The 19297-nt window shown below is 59.6% G+C and carries 20 protein-coding genes; 16 read left to right on the top strand and 4 right to left on the bottom strand.

What is annotated here, in order from left to right:
• The 3 genes from Q0K43_RS03345 to Q0K43_RS03335 form a co-directional block, all read right to left on the bottom strand.
• A partial coding sequence (locus Q0K43_RS03345) for a rod shape-determining protein (protein WP_297289157.1) occupies window positions 1-227 on the bottom strand: 227 nt, incomplete at its 3' end.
• Between the two features lie 208 nt (window positions 228-435).
• Window positions 436-1092 (bottom strand): ComF family protein, encoded by a 657-nt coding sequence (locus Q0K43_RS03340; protein WP_297289156.1) that lies wholly within the window; start codon window positions 1090-1092, stop codon window positions 436-438.
• Window positions 1089-1268 (bottom strand): hypothetical protein, encoded by a 180-nt coding sequence (locus tag Q0K43_RS03335; protein ID WP_297289155.1) that lies wholly within the window; start codon window positions 1266-1268, stop codon window positions 1089-1091. Before Q0K43_RS03335 ends, Q0K43_RS03340 begins: the two co-directional genes overlap by 4 nt.
• A 202-nt stretch (window positions 1269-1470) precedes the next feature.
• Between Q0K43_RS03335 and Q0K43_RS03330 the strand changes: the two genes are divergently transcribed.
• Entirely contained in the window at window positions 1471-2475 is a 1005-nt protein-coding gene (locus Q0K43_RS03330) for a sugar-transfer associated ATP-grasp domain-containing protein (RefSeq protein ID WP_297289154.1), read from the top strand.
• A 39-nt stretch (window positions 2476-2514) separates the two neighbouring features.
• Here the strand turns inward: Q0K43_RS03330 and nth are convergent, their stop codons facing one another.
• Window positions 2515-3162 carry an endonuclease III gene (gene nth / locus Q0K43_RS03325; protein WP_297289153.1) on the bottom strand — a complete coding sequence of 216 codons (648 nt, stop codon included), beginning with the start codon at window positions 3160-3162 and terminating at the stop codon, window positions 2515-2517.
• A gap of 138 nt (window positions 3163-3300) precedes the next feature.
• Here nth and glyA point away from each other — a divergent pair, with 138 nt between their 5' ends.
• The 15 genes from glyA to lon all read left to right on the top strand — a co-directional run bounded on the left by glyA (window position 3301) and on the right by lon (window position 19289).
• The gene (glyA, locus tag Q0K43_RS03320) at window positions 3301-4542 is read left to right on the top strand and encodes a serine hydroxymethyltransferase (protein WP_297289152.1); all 1242 of its coding nucleotides are present in this window, start codon (window positions 3301-3303) and stop codon (window positions 4540-4542) included.
• Window positions 4543-4610: 68 nt separating this feature from the next.
• Complete coding sequence (locus Q0K43_RS03315) at window positions 4611-5882, top strand: replication-associated recombination protein A (protein WP_297289151.1); 1272 nt, start codon at window positions 4611-4613, stop codon at window positions 5880-5882.
• Window positions 5883-6002: 120 nt separating this feature from the next.
• A complete protein-coding gene (locus Q0K43_RS03310; RefSeq protein WP_297289150.1) occupies window positions 6003-6956 on the top strand; it encodes a M23 family metallopeptidase in 954 nt (317 codons plus the stop codon).
• The gene (locus Q0K43_RS03305; RefSeq protein WP_297289149.1) at window positions 6957-7553 is read left to right on the top strand and encodes a site-2 protease family protein; all 597 of its coding nucleotides are present in this window, start codon (window positions 6957-6959) and stop codon (window positions 7551-7553) included.
• Window positions 7554-7688: 135 nt separating this feature from the next.
• Entirely contained in the window at window positions 7689-8030 is a 342-nt protein-coding gene (gene rplS / locus Q0K43_RS03300; RefSeq protein WP_297289148.1) for a 50S ribosomal protein L19, read from the top strand.
• A gap of 138 nt (window positions 8031-8168) precedes the next feature.
• Window positions 8169-9023: a ribosome biogenesis GTPase YlqF gene (gene ylqF, locus Q0K43_RS03295; protein ID WP_297289147.1), complete on the top strand. Its 855-nt coding sequence runs from the start codon at window positions 8169-8171 to the stop codon at window positions 9021-9023.
• Window positions 9024-9037: 14 nt separating this feature from the next.
• Window positions 9038-9643, top strand: a complete 606-nt coding sequence (locus tag Q0K43_RS03290; RefSeq protein ID WP_297289146.1) for a ribonuclease HII — start codon at window positions 9038-9040, stop codon at window positions 9641-9643.
• On the top strand, window positions 9640-10011 hold the full coding sequence (locus tag Q0K43_RS03285; protein ID WP_297289145.1) for a YraN family protein: 372 nt from the start codon (window positions 9640-9642) through the stop codon (window positions 10009-10011). Before Q0K43_RS03290 ends, Q0K43_RS03285 begins: the two co-directional genes overlap by 4 nt.
• Before the next feature lie 13 nt (window positions 10012-10024).
• Window positions 10025-10969 (top strand): dipeptidase, encoded by a 945-nt coding sequence (locus Q0K43_RS03280; protein ID WP_297289144.1) that lies wholly within the window; start codon window positions 10025-10027, stop codon window positions 10967-10969.
• Entirely contained in the window at window positions 10957-12444 is a 1488-nt protein-coding gene (gene thrC / locus Q0K43_RS03275; RefSeq protein WP_297289143.1) for a threonine synthase, read from the top strand. Before Q0K43_RS03280 ends, thrC begins: the two co-directional genes overlap by 13 nt.
• Window positions 12445-13125, top strand: a complete 681-nt coding sequence (locus Q0K43_RS03270) for a metallophosphoesterase (protein ID WP_297289142.1) — start codon at window positions 12445-12447, stop codon at window positions 13123-13125. It begins immediately after the preceding gene.
• 117 nt (window positions 13126-13242) lie between these two features.
• On the top strand, window positions 13243-14676 hold the full coding sequence (gene tig / locus Q0K43_RS03265; protein WP_297289141.1) for a trigger factor: 1434 nt from the start codon (window positions 13243-13245) through the stop codon (window positions 14674-14676).
• A gap of 116 nt (window positions 14677-14792) precedes the next feature.
• Entirely contained in the window at window positions 14793-15374 is a 582-nt protein-coding gene (locus tag Q0K43_RS03260) for an ATP-dependent Clp protease proteolytic subunit (RefSeq protein WP_297289140.1), read from the top strand.
• 94 nt (window positions 15375-15468) lie between these two features.
• A complete protein-coding gene (gene clpX / locus Q0K43_RS03255) occupies window positions 15469-16782 on the top strand; it encodes an ATP-dependent Clp protease ATP-binding subunit ClpX (RefSeq protein ID WP_297289139.1) in 1314 nt (437 codons plus the stop codon).
• Window positions 16783-16889: 107 nt separating this feature from the next.
• Window positions 16890-19289 carry an endopeptidase La gene (gene lon / locus Q0K43_RS03250; RefSeq protein ID WP_297289138.1) on the top strand — a complete coding sequence of 800 codons (2400 nt, stop codon included), beginning with the start codon at window positions 16890-16892 and terminating at the stop codon, window positions 19287-19289.
• Window positions 19290-19297: the final 8 nt, after the last annotated feature.

The following is a 19297-nucleotide window of genomic DNA, read 5'->3' as shown; positions in this document are numbered from 1 at the left end:
GTCATGTCGTAGTCGGAGATGACGCCCTCCCGCAGGGGACGGATGGCCACAATGTTGCCGGGGGTACGGCCCAGCATCTGCTGCGCCTCGGTGCCCACTTTGAGCAGCTTGCCCGTATTCTTGTCGATGGCTACCACGGAGGGTTCCCGCAGTACCACGCCTTTGCCCTTTACATAGACCAGGATGGAAGCTGTACCCAGGTCAATACCAATGTCTTTACTGAACATACCTGCACCTCAATGTTTTTACTCTATATGATGAATCGTACTGCTTGATCAGAGGATCCACTCAGTCCAATAAGGCTGGATAAGATTACCCGGCCTGAATCTTCTATATTATACAGAAGTGTGTCCACCATTTCAACGTATATTTCCGCTAAATTTGTGAAATTTCTTCCGGTTCTTCCAGATTGGCCGCAAGTATGGAGAAGAGGATTCATCTGGCCCGGGCAAGGGCGGCGCACACCACGTCGGCAGCGCCCATCGCCCGCAGAATGCGGGCGCATTCGGACATGGTTGCGCCGGTGGTCACAACGTCGTCAATGAGCAGCACCCGCTTACCGGCCACCAGCTCCGGGTCCACCGGCGTATAGGCGCCCAGTACGTTGGCGCGCCTCTGGGCCGCCGCTGTAAGGCCGGATTGCGCTTCATTGTTGCGTTCTTTCCGCAGGGTCTCCACAGCGACGTCGCCCAGCTCCAGCGCCGCTGCGCTGGCCAGCAGGAAAGCCTGGTCGTACCCGCGCTCTCTTTTCCGCTGAGGGGAGAGGGGTACCCATGTAATGAGATCGTACCGTCCCTCCAAATGATCGTGGACACACTGGGCCACCAGCTTGCCGTATACTTTGTGGTAACCCCTGCGGCCCTTGAACTTGTAGCGGCGGATGGAGTCGCGTACCTTGTCCTGGTAGCGCAGAGGGGCGGCGCACAGGGAGAAGAATTCTCCCGTCTGCTCCGCCTGCGTGTCCACCAGCCAGGGCAGCTCCCGCTGACAGCGGCGGCAGATTCCGTCTTCGCCGGAGTCCAGTATCTTTCCGCAGAAGATGCACTTGGGCGGAAAGAGCAGATCCAGCACAAAGCTCAACGGCCCGCTCATGGTTCTTTCTCCGTCGGGATAGGCCCATTCTCCTTTTCAAATTCCCGGATGCAGCTCTGGATGAGATAATGTGCCTGTCCGTTGATGGTTCTTCCCTCATAAGATGCAATATACTTCAGCTTCTGATGGATTTCAGGCGTGACCCGCAGTCCAATATGTTTGACCTCTTTTGCCATATCTTTCACACCTCCATCTGCCTGCGTGCTATTGCACGCACTGCAGATATATAGTATGAAAAATCGGAAAGGTTATGGGCGAGTGCGTAAAATTGCACGCACAAAATTCCGGACAGTTGCCTTTTCCGCTGGCTTCTGCTATAATGACGGCTGCTGACATACACGATTCTCGGGCTCTGTGCCCGCAATCTGGAGGTACGACATGGGACTTTGGAGACTGGTCCGGGGGATGGATCTGAAACGGATGCGGAAAACAGCTAAAGAGGTGGCCCATCAGGCCCACAAGCTCACCCCGGTGGTATTCTGCGATATGGTGTGGTGCGGCCTGCATTACCAGGCCGGCTATCTGGACTATGCGCTGTTCCATTTCTGGGAACTCAATGGCGCCCAGCGTGCCACCGTCCTCACCCGGGGCAAGAACAACCGCTATGTGGCGGCTCTCAACGACCGCAAGGAGTGGAACACCTTTGATGTGAAGCCGGAGTTTCTCACCCGGTTTGCCCCCTATGTGGGGCGCAAGTGGCTGGATCTGGCCTCTGCCACCCCTGAGCAGTTCCAGGCCCTGGGAGAGGAACTGGGCCGCTTTATCGTCAAGCCCCGGGACGGTACCCACGGCGACGGGGTGGAGATCCTCCGGGCCGACCAGGTGGAGGACTGGGCCGCCCTGCTCTCCCGGCTGAAGGAGAACGGCCAGACCCTGATGGAGGAGGTCATCACCCAGCACCCCGACCTCAATGCCATCTGGCCCGGTTCCATCAACACCCTGCGCATTGTCTCCCTGCTGAAGGATGGAACGGCCCATGTGGTGGCCTCCTACCTGCGGGTGGGCAACTCCGACCGGCCGGTGGACAACTTCAACGGCGGCGGTATGGTGGTGCCGGTGGACAAGCAGACCGGTATCATCCAGTGCGCCGCCCGGGATAAGGCCGGTGATCTCTATGAGTGCCATCCCGCCACCGGCACCCGGTTCCAGGGCTACCAGCTGCCTATGTGGAGCGAGATCCTCCAGCTGGTGCAGGACGCCGCCCAGGTGGTACCCACGGTTCGGTATGTAGCATGGGACGTGGCGGTTACCCCGGACGGCCCCGTACTGGTGGAGGGCAACCAGTATCCCGGCCACGACATCTATGGTCTGCCCGGCCAGAACCCCAGCAAGATCGGCATGCTGCCTACCCTGGAGGCCATTGTGCCCCTGAGCAGCCTGTAAATTGTGCCCCGCCTGTTGCCGACAGGCGGGGCTTTTCCTTTATGCTCCGGTATTCTTCTGGAAATGGTCGCACCAGGGCCGCAGGGTGCAGTTCTGGCAGTCGGGCCGCCGGGCCACGCACACCGCCCGGCCGTGAAGCACCATCCGATGGCAGAAGTCGCTGGACTCCTCCGGCGGCAGGATCTTGCGCAGCTGCATTTCGGTTTTTGCCGGGTCCTTGGTGCCGTCGGTGAGACCCAGAAGGCCGGTGATACGGATACAGTGGGTGTCCGCCACCACCACGCCGGGGGTCTTGTACACGTCGCCCAGAATGAGATTGGCGGTCTTGCGGCCCACGCCGGGCAGCTTGAGCAGATCCTCCATATTGTCAGGCACCACGCCGCCGTAGACCTCCACCAGCATCCTGGCTGCGGCCACGATGTCCCGGGCCTTGGCCCGGAAAAAGCCGGTGGAATGGATGTAGGTTTCCACCTCCGCCACGTCGGCCTCCGCCAGTGATTCCAGGGTGGGGAAGCGGGCGTACAGGGCGGGCGTGACCATATTGACCCGCTCGTCGGTACACTGGGCGGCCAGACGCACGGCGAACAGCAATTCGTAAGGTTTGGGATATTGCAGAGAACACAGGGCGTCGGGATAGAGCCGCTTCAGCTCCTCCACGATGGCAAGAACGTCCTGATGGTCTTTCATAAGATCACCTCGTTAGACAATATAACACAGAATAGCGAAAAAAACGAGTGTGTTTTTCCTATGGTGACGATTGTATTTTGAAAGGCCATCCGTTATAATGAATTAAATCGCTAAAATATTGAAAGGTGGCGACAGACATTGGTCAAGGATATCACGGATTTTCTCACCGCACAGGACCCGGAGGTGGGTCAGGCCGTCCGGGCAGAGTATGACCGGCAGCGGCGCAACATTGAACTCATTGCGTCGGAGAATTTTGTCAGCCCGGCCGTATTGGCGGCTGCGGCCACAGTGCTTACCAACAAGTATGCCGAAGGCTATCCTGGTAAGCGGTACTATGGCGGCTGCCAGTGCGTGGATGTGGTGGAAGACATTGCCCGCCAGCGGGCTTGTCAGCTTTTTGGCGCAGACCACGCCAACGTCCAGCCCCACTGCGGCGCCAACGCCAACTATGCGGTGTACCAGGCCCTCTGCCAGCTGGGGGACACCGTGCTGGGCATGGACCTGGCCAATGGCGGCCACCTGACCCACGGCTCTCCCGTCAACTTCTCCGGCAAGAACTACAATATGGTGGCCTACGGGGTCAATGACCAGGGATATATTGACTACGACCAGGTGCGGGATCTGGCCAAAAAGCACAAGCCCCGTATGATCCTGGCCGGCGCCTCCGCCTATCCCCGTATCATTGATTTCAAGACCTTTGCCGATATCGCCCACGAGGTGGGGGCTTACCTCTTTGTGGATATGGCCCACATTGCCGGCCTGGTGGCCGCCGGCCTTCATCCCAACCCGGTGCCTTACGCCGACGTGGTGTCCACCACCACCCACAAGACCCTCCGTGGCCCCCGGGGCGGCATGATCCTGTGCAAGGAGGAGCTGGCCAAGAAGATCGACTCCGCCATCTTCCCCGGCAGCCAGGGCGGCCCGCTGGAACACATCATCGCCGCCAAGGCGGTGGCTCTGGGCGAGGCCCTCAAGCCGGAATTCAAGACCTACCAGCAGCAGATCGTGAAGAACGCTTCCGCTCTGGCCGACGCCCTGCTGAAGGAGGGCTTTGACCTGGTCAGCGGCGGCACCGACAACCACCTGATGCTGGTGGATCTGCGGCCCGCCCATCTCACCGGCAAGGAGATGGAACACCGTCTGGACGAGGTCAACATCACCGTCAACAAGAACGCCATCCCCAACGACCCTGAGAAGCCCTTCGTCACCTCCGGTATCCGGGTGGGTACCCCGGCCGCCACCAGCCGGGGCTTCGTGGAGGAGGATATGAAGGTGATTGCCCAGGTCATGTGGCAGACTGCTACCAACTTCGAGGGCAATCAGGACAACCTCCGCGCCCAGGTGGCCCAGCTCACCGCCAAATACCCCCTGTACGAATAATCGAACATGTGTTACAATGGAGCGGAAGTAATTCCGCTCCATTTTTTTGCAGCAGGGAGGGTATTCCCATGACATATCGGCCTTTGGCGGACGAGATCCGGCCCCAGTCTCTGGACGAGGTGGTGGGCCAGCGCCACATTTTAGGGGAAGGGGGGCTGCTCCGCCGGATCATCGAGGGGGGGAACATCCCCAATCTGGTGTTTTACGGCCCCTCGGGTACCGGCAAGACCACGGTGGCTAACATCATCGCCAAGCGCACCAACCGGCCCCTCCACCGGCTCAACGCCACTACCGCCTCCATCTCCGACATCAAGGAGATCATGGCCCAGATTGGTACTATGCTGGCTCCCGACGGGGTGCTGCTCTATCTGGATGAGATCCAGTACTTCAATAAAAAGCAGCAGCAGTCCCTGCTGGAGTTCATGGAGAACGGCAAGATCACCCTCATTGCCTCCACCACGGAAAACCCCTATTTTTATGTCTATAATGCGGTACTCAGCCGCGCCAGCGTCTTTGAGTTCAAGCCCCTCACTGCCGCCGATGTGCTGCCCGCCGTGGAGCGGGGCATCCGGCTCATGGGGGAGCGGCTGGAGGGGGAGGTAGTGTGTGAGACCGGCGTGAAGGAACATATTGCCTCCGCCTGCGGGGGAGACGTGCGCAAGGCCATGAATGCGGTGGAGCTGCTCCTTAACTCCGCCAAGAGGGAGCAAGGGAAACTCCTTGTCACGATGGAGGATGCTCAGACGGTGGCTCAGCGGTCGGCTATGCGCTACGATCGGGAGGGTGACGACCACTATGACATTGCCTCCGCCCTGATGAAGTCCCTGCGGGGCTCCGATCCGGACGCGGCCTGCCATTACCTGGCCCGGCTGCTGGAAGCGGGGGATTTGATCACGGCCATCCGGCGGCTGCTCTGTTCCGCCAGCGAGGATGTGGGCATGGCTTATCCCCAGGCCGCCCTCATTGTCAAAGCCCTGGTGGACAACGCCCTCCAGCTGGGGCTGCCAGAGGCCCGGCTGCCCCTGGCTCAGGCGGCAATCCTGCTGGCTACCGCGCCGAAATCCAACTCGGTGTACCAGGCCATTGCCGCCGCCCAGGCCGATGTACGCGCCGGTAAGACAGGAGACTACCCCCGGCATTTGCAGAATGTCCATGCCGACTCGGCGGGGATGGAGCGGGAGCAGGGGTATCTCTACCCCCACGATTTTCCAAATCACTGGGTAAGGCAGCAATACTTGCCGGATGCTTTGGCAGGTACTCATTATTACCATTACGGGGACAATAAGGTGGAGCAGGCCGCCAAACGGTACTGGGATTCCATCATGGAAACCCAGACGTAATTTTCAGGTTGTCCGCATAAGCCGCGCCCTTGCCGCATATAGATAGCCCACACTGATACAGAAGGGATGCGGGCCGGCATGGGGATGACAGAGCAGCATAGGGCGCGGCGAAGCGCGGGCATGAACAGAGGAACGCAGCGGCCCGGACGGAAGAAGCAGAAAACGGTGCTGGGTCCCCGTGAAAAAAGGCGGATCATCCAGCTGGGCGTATGTTTGGCGCTATTTTTGGCTGTATTTATCGGAAAGGGTGTTTTCCCGGATAAAATCGCCTCACTGCGGGACCGGGTACTGGATCTGCTTCGGGGAGACACGGACTTCCAGGCGGTCTTTGCAGATCTGGGTCAGTCCATCTCCAAAGGGGAGCCGGTGCTGGAAACCTTGGGCGGTATATGGAGCGAGGCCCTGGGAGGCAGAACGGAGGAGAGCGGCGGCACGACCAGTGGAAGTGCGCTTTATACCGCCCAGGCGGCCTGCCTCAGCGGGTTTCCCGGGCAGGCAAGTACCAGCCTTCTGGGTATGACCATAGACAAGGAGGACACCCCGGCCGTAGCCGCCACTCCTGCGCCCCAGCCCCAAGCAACCCCGGAGGTTACCCCTACGCCGGAACCGGCGGTGGAACATGTGGAGTATAGCGGCCCGGCGCTGCCGGCCAATACTTCTATGGACAAATATCGACTGGACCTGGGAGAGACGGTCACTCCGGTGATGGGATGGCTTTCCTCGCCCTTTGGCTGGCGGGAGCATCCAGTAGACGGGGAGGAAAAGTTTCATAACGGAGTGGATTTGGCGGTCAATACCGGTACTGCGGTGCAGGCGTTTGCTGACGGAACCATCGACTATATTGGGGACTCCCCGGAATATGGCCTTTATCTTCAGATCAGCCACGCCAACGGAGTGAAGAGTTTTTATGCCCATTGCAGCGAGCTTCTCGTCAGCCAGGGACAGTCGGTGCAGGCGGGGGATACGGTGGCGTTGTCCGGTGACACGGGAAATACCACTGGACCTCACCTTCATTTTGAAATGAAGTTGAACGGGGTGCGGATCAATCCCATCTATTATATTGAGACCAACTGAATGAGATGGGGACGCTTGGAGGTCACAGCGGGCGCGCTGCTGCTGTGGGCCCTGCTGTACTATCTGGACAGCGGCGGTATGGTACCTATGGCGCTGGCTGCCTGCGCCCTCCATGAGCTGGGCCACTTTGTCGCCATCTACATGCTGGGCGGGCGGGTGACCCGTCTGCGGATCTCCTGCGTGGGCGCGGAGATGGTCCTTTCCGCCCGACATCCTATGGGGCCTGGGCGCGAGCTGCTGGCCGCTCTGGCCGGGCCGGCGGTCAATCTGCTGCTGGCGTTCAGCTTTGCGAAGTTGGGAGAGGAATGGTGGTGTTTTGCAGGGCTCCATCTGGCGCTGGGCCTTTTTAATCTGCTGCCGGTAGGACCGCTGGATGGCGGTCGAGTGGTGAAATGCCTGCTGGCGCTGGCAGGGAAGCAGGAGTGGGCGTCTGCTGTCGTTGGACTGCTCTCGGTTGTACTCTGTTTGGGGCTTGTGATGGGCGCGCTGCTGCTTTGGTGGGCGGGTGAAGGCAATCTGACCGCGCCTCTGGTGGCAATGTGGTTGCTGGCTGAACCGGTTCGTCAAAGAATGCACAGAAAGATACAGTTAGAATGAAAATTCCTCTTGCAATTTACAGTAGGACATGGTATACTATCCCGGACTCAATAAAGGGCGGTCCTCTGCGGCTGCTGTCCAGAGAGGCAGCGGTACAAGGCCGGTAAGAACGCCTATCAACAGGAGGAAATGAACATGGATCTTATGCAGGCTTTCAGCGCCAAGTACCAGAAGGCAGAGCCCCCCGTTGCCAATGTGGGCGACACCGTTCGTGTGCATGTACACATCAAGGAAGGCAACCGCGAGCGTATCCAGGTCTTTGAGGGCACCGTGATCGCCAAGAAGCACGGCGGCATTGAGGAGACCATCACCGTCCGCCGCGTGTCCTACGGTGTCGGTGTGGAGAAGGTATTCCCCATCCATGCTCCCGCTGTGGAGAAGATCGAGCTGGTCCGCAAGGGTAAGGTGCGCCGTGCCAAGCTGTATTACCTGCGTGACCGCGTGGGCAAGAGCGCCAAGGTCAAGGAGCGCGTCTGATCCCACCCGAAGTGGTTCAAAAAAAGAGAGAGGCTGTGCCTCTCTCTTTTTTTGTGCGGCTTTGCCCTTTTCAAACCACAAGATGTTGTGTATAATGAGTGGTAAATTGTGAACTTAAAGAACAAAGGAGGCGGGAGCATGAACATACAATGGTATCCCGGCCACATGACAAAGACCCGGCGGCAGATCCAGGCCGACCTGAAGCTGGTGGATCTGGTGGCGGAGATCATCGACGCCCGCATCCCTATCTCCAGCCGCAATCCGGACATTGATGAGATTGTGGGCGACAAGCCCAGGCTCATCATCCTCAACCGGGCAGATCAGGCCGATCCCGCCATGAACAAGGTGTGGGGGGACTGGTTCCGCCAGCGGAGCTGGTGGGTTATGGAGACCAACGCCAGGGACGGCAAGGGGGTCAACCAGTTTTCCGCTGCCATCAAGTCCGCCCTGAAAGACAAGATCGAGCAGTGGAAGGCCAAGGGCCTGGTGGGCCGCCCGGTGCGGGCAATGGTGGTGGGGGTGCCCAACGTGGGCAAGTCCACCTTCATCAATCAGGTGGCCAAAAAGAAATCCGCCAAGGCGGGTAACAAGCCGGGTGTTACCCGGGGCAAGCAGTGGGTCAACGTGGACCCCGGCCTGGATCTGCTGGACACCCCCGGTATCCTGTGGCCCAAATTTGAGGACGAGATCACCGGGATGCACCTGGCCTTTACGGGGGCAGTGAAGGACGAGATCATGGATCGGGAGACTCTGGCCTGCCATCTGATCGAGATCCTGGGCGCTCGATATCCCCAGGCCGTCACCGACCGCTACAAGGTGGAGCCCCAGCCCGGTCAACCCGGCTGGGAGCTGCTGGAGGCCTGCGGCCGCAAGCGTGGCTTTTTGATCTCCGGCGGCGAGGTGGACACCGAGCGCATGGCCCGTGTGCTGCTGGAGGAGTACCGCAGTGGAAAGTTAGGAAACTTTACACTGGAGACACCTCAAGAGGTGTAAAGGAGATAGACGGTATGGATCTGTGGAAACTGGAGCGGGACTGCTGGGCCAAAGGCCACGATCTGGTGTGTGGCTGCGACGAGGCGGGGGCTGGCCCTCTGGCCGGCAGGGTGTATGCCGCGGCGGTCATCCTGCCCCGGGAGTTGGCCATTGAGGGTCTCAACGACTCCAAAAAGCTGACCCCTAAAAAGCGGGACCGGCTCTACGATCTCATTATAGAGCAGGCCCAGGCCTGGAGCGTGGCCTGGGTGGAGGCGGCGGAGATCGACGAAACCGACATACTCAGCGCCCGGATGAACGCCATGCAGCGGGCCATCGATGGCTTGAGTGTCAAGCCTGACTTTGCCCTCATCGACGGCAATCGGGATCACGGAAAGCATGGAACCGTCACCACGCCCCACACAACAATTGTAAAGGGTGATTCCCTGTCGGCCTCCATTGCCGCGGCCTCCATTCTGGCCAAGGTGAGCCGGGACCGATACATGGAGGAGATGGCGGCATTGTACCCCCAGTACGCCTTTGAAAAGCACAAGGGCTATCCCACCAAGCTCCACTATGAGAAGCTGCGGCTGTACGGGCCCTGTCCCATCCACCGCCGCACCTTCCTGAAAAAGCTGTGAGCGGGGGAGAGGCCAGGCTGCTGGGCCGGTGGGGGGAGGCCAAGGCGGCGGAGTTGCTGCGGAAGCGGGGCTATACCATCCTGGCCGCGGGGTACCAATGCCGCTTCGGCGAGATTGACCTGATTGCAACAACTGACAAGTACTTATGCTTTATAGAAGTGAAGCTGCGGAAGGACGACTCTTTTGCCCCTGGCCGGGCAGCGGTGGACCGGCGGAAGCAGCAGAGGCTGCGGACCACGGCGGAATACTACCTTGTCTCACATCCTGCCAGAAATCTCCAGCCCCGGTTTGATGTGGCGGAGCTGTATGCTCCCCAGGGGATGGCCACCCGGGAGCCGGAGTTTTATTATTGGGAAAACGCGTTTTAGAGGAGGGGGAGCCGTGCCGGCCATTAACGTATTTGACGGGCACTGTGATACGGTGCTGAAATGCTGTCTGGAGGGGGGCAGCTTTGGCTGCAACCCTTACCATGTGGATCTGGAGCGGGGGAAAGCCTTTGGACGGTACGCCCAGTTCTTTGCCCTCTTCGGTCAGCCGGAAGATTTCCCTGGGCTTACGCCCCGGGAGACCTTTGAGCGGGAACACAACCTCTTTTCCCGGGAAATGAAGGCCAACGCCTCTGTGATCACCCACTGCCGGACGGCAGAGGAGGCGGAGAATGCGTTCAAAGCGGGCAAGATGGCGGCTTTTCTGTCAGTGGAGGGAGCGGAGCTGTTAGACTGCTCTCTGGAACGGCTGGAGGAGGCCCACGCTCTGGGCGTCCGGGCGGTGAATCCCACCTGGAACCGGGCCAACGACCTCTCCGGCACCAATGCTGAGAACACTGACAAGGGCCTGACCGAGCAGGGAAGAGCCTTTGTCCGCAAGGCGGAGGCGCTGGGGGTGCTGGTGGATGTGTCCCATCTGTCTGACCCGGGATTTTGGGACGTGGCGGATACCCTGTCCGGCCCCTTTTTTGCCAGTCACTCCAATTCCAGAAGTGTGTTTTCTCATCCCAGAAACTTGACCGACCGGCAATTTACTGCCATAATAGAGCATGACGGCGTGGCGGGCGTGAACCTCTTTACCGAGTTCGTGGGGGGAGAGGCTGATCTGGAGACCGTCGCGACCCATCTGGATCACTGGCTGGAACTGGGAGGCGAGAAAAACATCGCCCTGGGCGGTGATTTGGATGGATGCAGCCCGCTGGCCGGCAACATGGCCGGAATCCAGGACTATGAACGACTCTACAATTTCCTGCGGTTGCGGGGCTACAGTCAGCCCCTTTTGCAGGATCTGTTCTTCAATAATCTGATGAGGGTAGTGAGCAAAGTATGTACTATGTAAGCACAAGAAACACACAGGATCGCTGCACCGCAGCCCAGGCCATTGCCCGTGGACTGGCCACCGACGGCGGCCTGATGACGCCGGAGGTACTTCCCAAGCTTTCGGCCAACGGCCTGAACACCATGAAGGAGATGTCCTATCAGCAGCGGGCGGTCTTTGTGATGAATTCCTATCTGGACGACTTTACCTCTTCCGAGTTGGCCAGCTTTGCCGCCAAGGCATATAGCGGAACCAAGTTTGATCACAAGGAAGTGGCGCCCGTCCGACAGGTGGACGACAGCACTTACTGCCTGGAACTGTGGCATGGACCTACCTGTGCCTTTAAAGACATGGCATTGCAAATGCTGCCTCATCTGCTCACCGCGTCCCTGAAGAAGAATCAGGAGACCAAAACGGTGTGTATTTTGGTGGCCACCTCCGGCGATACCGGCAAGGCCGCCCTGGAGGGCTTCCGGGACGTGGATAAGACCCGTATCCTGGTGTTCTATCCCAAAGACGGCGTGTCCGCCATCCAGGAACTGCAGATGAACACCCAGGACGGCGGCAACGTGGGGGTCTGCTCGGTGGTGGGCAACTTCGACGATGCCCAGACCGGCGTGAAAAAGCTCTTTTCAGACGAAGCCCTTCGGGCGCAGCTGGAGACACGGGGCTACTTCTTGTCCTCCGCCAACTCCATCAACTGGGGCCGGGTACTGCCTCAGATCGTCTACTATATTTCGGCCTACTGTGATCTGCTGCGGGACGAGAAGATCAAGAAGGGCGACCCTATCAACGTCTGCGTCCCTACCGGCAACTTCGGCAATATCCTGGCGGCTTATTACGCCAGAGAGATGGGCGTGCCCATCAACAAGCTGATCTGCGCCTCCAACTCCAACAATGTGCTTACCGACTTTATCCGCACCGGTCAATACGATCGTAACCGCACTTTTTATAACACCATGTCTCCCTCCATGGATATCCTGATTTCCTCCAATTTGGAGCGGCTGCTTTTTGCCCTCAGCGATCAGGACGACAATCAGGTGCGGGAGTATATGAATCAGCTCAATTCCGGCGGCATGTATCAGGTCAGCCCTGCCATACAGACTAAAATGAGCCGCCTTTTTGCCGCCGGCTGCTGTGACGATGCACAGACTCAGAAGGTGATCGGTCGGATGTGGCAGGAACACAAGTATCTCATTGACCCACACACCGCCGTTGCGTTTGACGTGCTGGACCAGTACCGCAAGGAGACCGGTGACAAGACCCCCACTGTGGTGGTGTCCACTGCAAGCCCCTTCAAGTTCTGCGACAGTGTCTTGGGCGCCCTGGGCGTCACCGAGCTGGCGGAGGGGACTGCCATCCTGGATCAGCTGTCCGAACTGACTGGTGTGCCGGTACCTGCGCCTCTGGCCGCGCTGAAGAATAAGACGCCCAGGTTTGACCAGACTGTCACCAAAGAACACATGGTGGACCAAGTGCTGGAGATGCTCAAGTAAATGGCCCTGTTTGTCATTGGTGATACTCATCTCTCGCTGGCCGCCAATAAACCTATGGATGTGTTCGGCGGCGGCTGGGAGGGGTATGTGGACAAGCTGCGGAAGGGCTTTCAGACGGTGGGTTCCGAGGATACGGTGGTTCTCTGCGGCGACCTGTCCTGGGGCATGAGCCTGGAGGAGGCGGAGGCCGACTTCGCCTTCCTGGATAGCTTGCCGGGCGGACGTAAGCTGCTGCTCAAGGGCAACCATGACTACTGGTGGAACACCGCCTCCAAGATGAACCGTTTCTTTGCAGAAAAAGGTTTTACCACCCTGAACATTCTTCATAATAACTGCTATTTTTATGGGGACTATGCCCTGTGCGGTACCCGGGGGTGGTTTTATGAGGAAAAAGGGGATCAGAAGGTATTTAACCGGGAATTGATCCGTCTGGAGGCCTCCTTGAAGGCGGCGGGGGAGAGGAAGAAGCTGTGTTTTCTTCACTACCCGCCCCTCTATCAGGGCTACCGCTGTGCGGAGATCATCGCCCTGCTGGAACAGTATGAGGTGGAGGCCTGTTATTACGGCCATCTTCATGGGGGCAGCCACCGCCTGGCGGTAGAGGGAAGGTACGGTCCGGTAGACTACCATCTGGTGGCGGCGGACTATGTGGAGTTCCAACCGCAAAAAATCCTGGAATAATTGAAAAAAACTATGGCAATTTCCGCGCATATCTGATAATATATAGCGGATAACGCGAAAGCTGCCCCGTTCCGGCCCTATGTCGGACCCCGGGGCCAACAGGAGGAAGTTAACAAGATGAATGTCAAAAGCGTCGAGAAGCAGGAAAAGAGCGCCGTGGAGCTGGTCATTGAGATCGGCGGCGAGGAGTTTGAAGCCGCGGTCCAGAAGGCCTATCTGAAGCAGCGCGGCAGCATCACCGTACCCGGCTTCCGCAAGGGCAAGGCCCCCCGGAAGATCATCGAGGCGATGTACGGCTCCGGCGTATTCTATGAAGATGCCATCAATGACCTCTACCCCAAGGCCTATGCCGACGCCGTGGAGCAGGAGAAGCTGGACGTGGTGTCCTGGCCCAACGTGGAGGTGCAGGAGGTGGGCAAGGACGGCCTGACCTTCAAGGCCACCGTCACTGTCCGTCCCGAGGTGAAGCTGGGCGAGTACAAGGGCCTCACTGCCGAGAAGGAAGAGGTCAAGATCACCGACGAGGACATCGACAATGAACTCAAGCCCTACATCAACCGCGCTACCCGCATGGTGACCGTGGAGCGTGAGGCTCAGAACGGCGACACCGTGGTCATCGACTTCGAGGGCTTCAAGGACGGCGTTCCCTTTGACGGCGGCAAGGCCGAGGGCCACAGCCTGGAGCTGGGTTCCGGTTCCTTCATCCCCGGTTTCGAGGAGCAGCTGGTGGGTACCAAGGCCGGCGACGAGAAGGATGTGAATGTCACCTTCCCCGAGGACTATCACGCCGAGGAGCTGGCCGGCGCCCCTGTGGTGTTCAAGGTCAAGGTCCACGAGGTCAAGGAGAAGCAGCTGCCTACCCTGGATGATGAGTTTGCCAAGGACGTGTCCGAGTTTGACACTCTGGAGGACTTCAAGAAGGATCTGGCTGCCAAGCTGACCGAGCGCCGTGAGGCTCAGGCCAAGCGCGCCTTTGAGGCTGCTGTTCTGGAGCAGGTCATGGACAACATGACGGTTGAGATCCCCGACGCCATGGTGGCCTATGAGACCGACCAGATGGTGGAGGATATGGCCCGCCGCGTCCAGGCCCAGGGCATTTCTTTTGAGCAGTATATGGCCATGACCGGCATGACGATGGATATTGTCCGTGCCCAGGCCGGTACCGCCGCGCTGGAGCGGGTGCGCCGCGATCTGGCCCTGAACGCCGTTGTGGCAGCCGAGGGCATCGAGATCACCGACGAGGATCTGGAGGCCGAGTACAAGCGCCTGGCCGACGAGTACCACATGGAGCTGGAGCAGGTGAAGGCTGCCGCTCCCGCTGAGGACGTGAAGAAGGGCCTGGCCCTTCAGAAGGCCGAGCAGGTCATCTACGACAGCGCCAAGGCAGGCAAGGCTCCCGCCAAGAAGAAGACCACCAAGAAGAAGGCCGAGGTGGCCGAGGGTGAGGCCGCCGAGGGCGAGGAGAAGCCCAAGCGCCGCCGTACCACCAAGAAGAAGACCGAGGAGGCTCCCGCTGAGGAGGCTCCCGCCGAGGAAAAAACCGAGGAATAAGACGCCGTGAGGCGGGCATACTTTGAGGTAAGCCTGCCCAAGGGTGGGGATGGTCCGGGTGCGGGTCTCTGAGAGGGGGACCCGCCCCGACATCATAATAAAGGAGTTTCGCAATCATGAGCTTAGTACCCTATGTAGTGGAGCAAACCAACCGGGGCGAGCGGTCTTACGACATCTTTTCCCGGCTGCTCAACGACCGCATCGTCTTTCTGGGCGAGGAAGTGAACGCCACTACCGCCAGTCTGGTGGTAGCCCAGCTGCTCTATCTGGAGGCCCAGGACCCGGACAAGGATATCCAGTTTTATATCAACAGTCCCGGCGGATCTGTTACAGACGGTATGGCCATTTATGATACCATGCAGTACATCAAATGCGATGTATCCACCATCTGCATCGGTATGGCGGCCAGCATGGGTGCTTTCCTGCTTTCTTCCGGCGCCAAGGGCAAGCGTCTGGCGCTGCCCAACGCGGAGATCATGATCCATCAGCCCTCCGCCGGCACTCAGGGCCAGATCACCGATATGGCCATCCACCTCAAGCGCCTGGAGATCATCAAGAAGCGCATGAACCAGATCCTGGCCGACAACACCGGCAAGAATGTGGCGGAAGTCACTGCCGCCTGTGAGCGTGACAACTTCATGTCCGCTGAGGAAGCCAAGGAGTTTGGCCTGATCGACAAGGTCATCTATTCCCGGTAATCTGCGGGGGAGCGGGGAGGAAACGCCCCGCTCCCTTTCCGGCTTTTTGCCCGTTCCCATCTGAAACCAATCCAGAGTACGACGAGGTAACGATATGCCAAAAAACGACGAGCGCAAAAGCGTACGCTGTTCCTTTTGCGGCAAGCACCAGGACCAGGTGGCCCGCATCATCGCCGGCCCCGGGGCCTATATTTGTAATGAGTGCGTCCACCTGTGCATGAGCATTCTGGACGACAACTACGACCCGGAGGAGGCCCTGTCCCCCGATATCCCCGATGTGATCCCCACTCCCCGGGAGATCCGGGATGTGCTGGACCAGTATATCATCGGCCAGGAAGACGCCAAGGTGGCCCTGTCCGTGGCGGTATACAACCACTATAAGCGCATCTACTTCGGCGGCGGGGAGGATGTGGAACTCCAGAAGAGTAACATCCTGCTCATGGGTCCCACCGGCTGCGGCAAGACCCTGTTTGCTCAGACCCTGGCCCGCATCCTGAAGGTACCCTTCGCCATCGCCGACGCCACCACCCTCACCGAGGCGGGCTATGTGGGCGACGACGTGGAGAACATCCTGCTGCGTCTGGTTCAGGCCGCCGACTACGACATCGAGCTGGCCGAGCGGGGCATCATCTATGTGGATGAGATCGACAAGATCGCCCGCAAGAGCGAGAATACCTCCATCACCCGGGACGTGTCCGGCGAAGGTGTGCAGCAGGCCCTGTTGAAGATTCTGGAGGGTACCGTGGCCAACGTGCCCCCCCAGGGCGGCCGCAAGCACCCCCATCAGGAGTTTATCCAGATCAACACCAAGAACATTCTCTTCATCTGCGGCGGCGCCTTCGACGGCATGGAGAAGATCATCGAGCAGCGTCTGGACAAAAAGACCATCGGTTTTGGGGCGGAGATTCAGAGCAAGAAGGAGAAGGATACCGCCATCTTCAAGGAGGTTCAGCCCCACGACCTGCTGAAGTTCGGCATCATTCCCGAACTGGTGGGCCGTTTGCCGGTGATCACCACCCTGAACGCCCTGGACAAGAACCAGCTGGTGCGCATCCTCACCGAGCCTAAGAACGCCCTGGTGAAGCAGTACCAGAAACTGCTGGAGTACGACATGGTGGATCTCACCTTTGATACCGCAGCCCTGGAGGCGGCCGCTGACAAGGCCATCGAGCGTGGCATCGGCGCCCGCGGCCTGCGTGCGGTGCTGGAGGAGGTCATGACCCAGGTCATGTACGACGTACCCTCCGACCCCACCATCACCAAGGTGACTATCACCGCCGAGAGCGTCAAGGATCATGTGCCGCCAGAGGTGGAACATGACCCGGAGCGTACCCAACGGCCCAGGTTGGGCGGCGCGTCCCTGCGTGCTGAACACGGTGGTAAGGCACCCAAGGGTAACGTGTCCTGAGCAACAACTGACAAAATTAACGCAGGAGACAGGAGCCGGGAGACTGGGCAAAACCGGTCGCCCTCGGTGCTGTCTCCTGTTTTATATCCCTGAGAGGAGGGAATGATATGCAAACCAATCTGCCTGCGGTCATGCCGGCTCTGGCCCTGAGAGGTCTGACCATCTTCCCCAATATGATGCTCCATTTCGACGTGGGGCGGGAAGCCTCCATCAAGGCCCTGGACGAATCTATGACTTCAGGACAGCCCATTTTCCTGGTGGCCCAGCGGGATCTGTCGGTGGAGGAGCCCAAAGAAGAGGATCTCTACCGTGTGGGTACCATCAGTACGGTACGCCAGATCCTCCGCCTGCCTGGCGGTAATGTGCGGGCCATGGTAGAGGGAGTGTGTCGCGGGCGGTTGCAGCACATGGTGCAGACAGTGCCCTACTTTACTGCCCAGGTGGAGGAGATCCCGGAGGAAGCAACCGTGCGTCGCTCCGCCCGCACCGAGGCGCTGATGCGTCAGACCTACGAGTTGTTTGAGAACTACATTGACCTGGCGCCCAAAATGACGCCTGATATTCTATTGTCGGTGCTGTCCAGTGAGGAGCCGGGTTATATCGCCGACTACATCGCCCAGAACCTGCCCATGCGTACCGGGGACAAGCAGGCCATTCTGGAAGAACTGCGTCCCGTCCGGCGTCTGGAGAAGCTGTGCCAGAACCTCCGCCGGGAGGTGGAGATCCTGGAACTGGAACACCAGATGCAGGATAAGGTGCGGGACCAGCTTACCCGCAGCCAGCGGGACTATGTGCTGCGGGAGCAGCTGAAGGTCCTCCAGCAGGAACTGGGGGAGGACGGCCAGGGGGACAGCGAGCTGGAGGAGTACCGTCAGCGCATTGCTCAGGCCAAACTGCCCCAGGAGGTGGCGGACAAGCTGAATAAAGAGCTGGGCCGGCTGGAAAAGCAGCCCTTCGGCTCGGCCGAGGCCACCGTGCTGCGCAACTACCTGGATACCGTACTGGAGCTGCCCTGGGGCAAGCGCACCCGGGAGCGGGTCAATGTGGAGGCCGCCCGCAAGGTGTTGGACGGGGACCACTACGGCCTGGAGAAGGTGAAGGAGCGTATTCTGGAGTTCCTGGCCGTGAAGCAGCTCTCACCTGAGCTGAAGGGGCAGATCCTCTGCCTGGTTGGTCCTCCCGGCGTGGGCAAGACCTCCATCGCTACCAGCGTGGCCCGCGCCATTCATCGGAATATGGCCCGCATCTCCCTGGGCGGCGTCCACGATGAGGCTGAGATCCGTGGTCACCGCAAGACCTATGTGGGGGCCATGCCCGGCCGCATTATCGCTGCCATCAGGCAGGCCGACAGCTGTAACCCCCTGCTGCTGCTGGACGAGATCGACAAGCTGGGCAACGACCAGCGGGGCGACCCCGCCTCGGCACTGCTTGAGGTGTTGGACGCCGAGCAGAACGCCACCTTCCGGGATCACTTCCTGGAGGTGCCCTTCGACCTGTCCGACGTACTCTTCATCACCACAGCCAACACCCTTGACACCATCCCCAAGCCCCTGCTGGACCGGATGGAGGTCATTGAGCTGAGCAGCTATACCGATGAGGAGAAGGTGGAGATCGCAAAGCGCCACCTGATTCCCAAGCAGATCAAACGCCACGGCCTGACCCGCGCCAAGTTCAAGCTGTCCGACGACGCCCTGCGTATGCTCATTCGGGGCTACACTCGGGAGTCCGGCGTGCGCATCCTGGAACGGCAGATCGGCGCCCTGTGCCGTAAGGCTGCAATGCGCCTTGTGACAGCTACTGTAAAGTCGGTAAGCGTTACAGAGAAGAATTTGGAGGAGCTGTTGGGCATCCCCCGGTATCACCCCGACCACATCCCCCAGACCGAGCAGGTGGGCGTGGTCAACGGCCTGGCCTGGACCAGTGTGGGTGGCGAGATCCTGGAGGTGGAAGTTGCCGTGGTGCCCGGCACCGGCAAAGTGGAACTCACCGGTAACCTGGGAGATGTTATGAAGGAATCCGCCCACGCCGCCCTGACCTACATCCGCAGCCGGGCCGCCCAGCTGGGCATTGAGAGCGACTTCTACAAGACAAAAGATATCCACATTCATTTCCCGGAAGGGGCGGTGCCCAAGGACGGCCCCTCCGCCGGCATTGCCATCACTACCGCTATGGTGTCCGCGCTCACCGGGACGCCGGTCAAGACGGGACTTGCGATGACAGGCGAGGTTACTTTACGGGGCAGAGTGCTGCCCATCGGCGGCTTGAAGGAAAAGACGATGGCGGCCTACCGCAACGGCATCCATACCGTCCTTCTTCCGGCTGACAACGGAAAGGATCTGGAAGAAATTGATCCTGCTGTGAAGTTGGGACTGCGGTTTGTTACCGTAGATGAGGTGGATCAGGTGCTGGCGGAGGCTTTGGACTTGAAGCTCAGCACGCCGAGCGACCAGATCTCCCAGCCCTGTGTGCCGTCCCAGCGAACCGAACGGCCCCTTATGCGGCAGTAAGGTGGTCA

The sequence above is a fragment of the uncultured Flavonifractor sp. genome (assembly GCF_944383115.1).
In the GTDB taxonomy this organism is placed as follows: domain Bacteria; phylum Bacillota; class Clostridia; order Oscillospirales; family Oscillospiraceae; genus Flavonifractor.
Note: the sequence above shows the minus strand (reverse complement) of the source record. Positions and strands in the feature narration are given on the sequence as shown.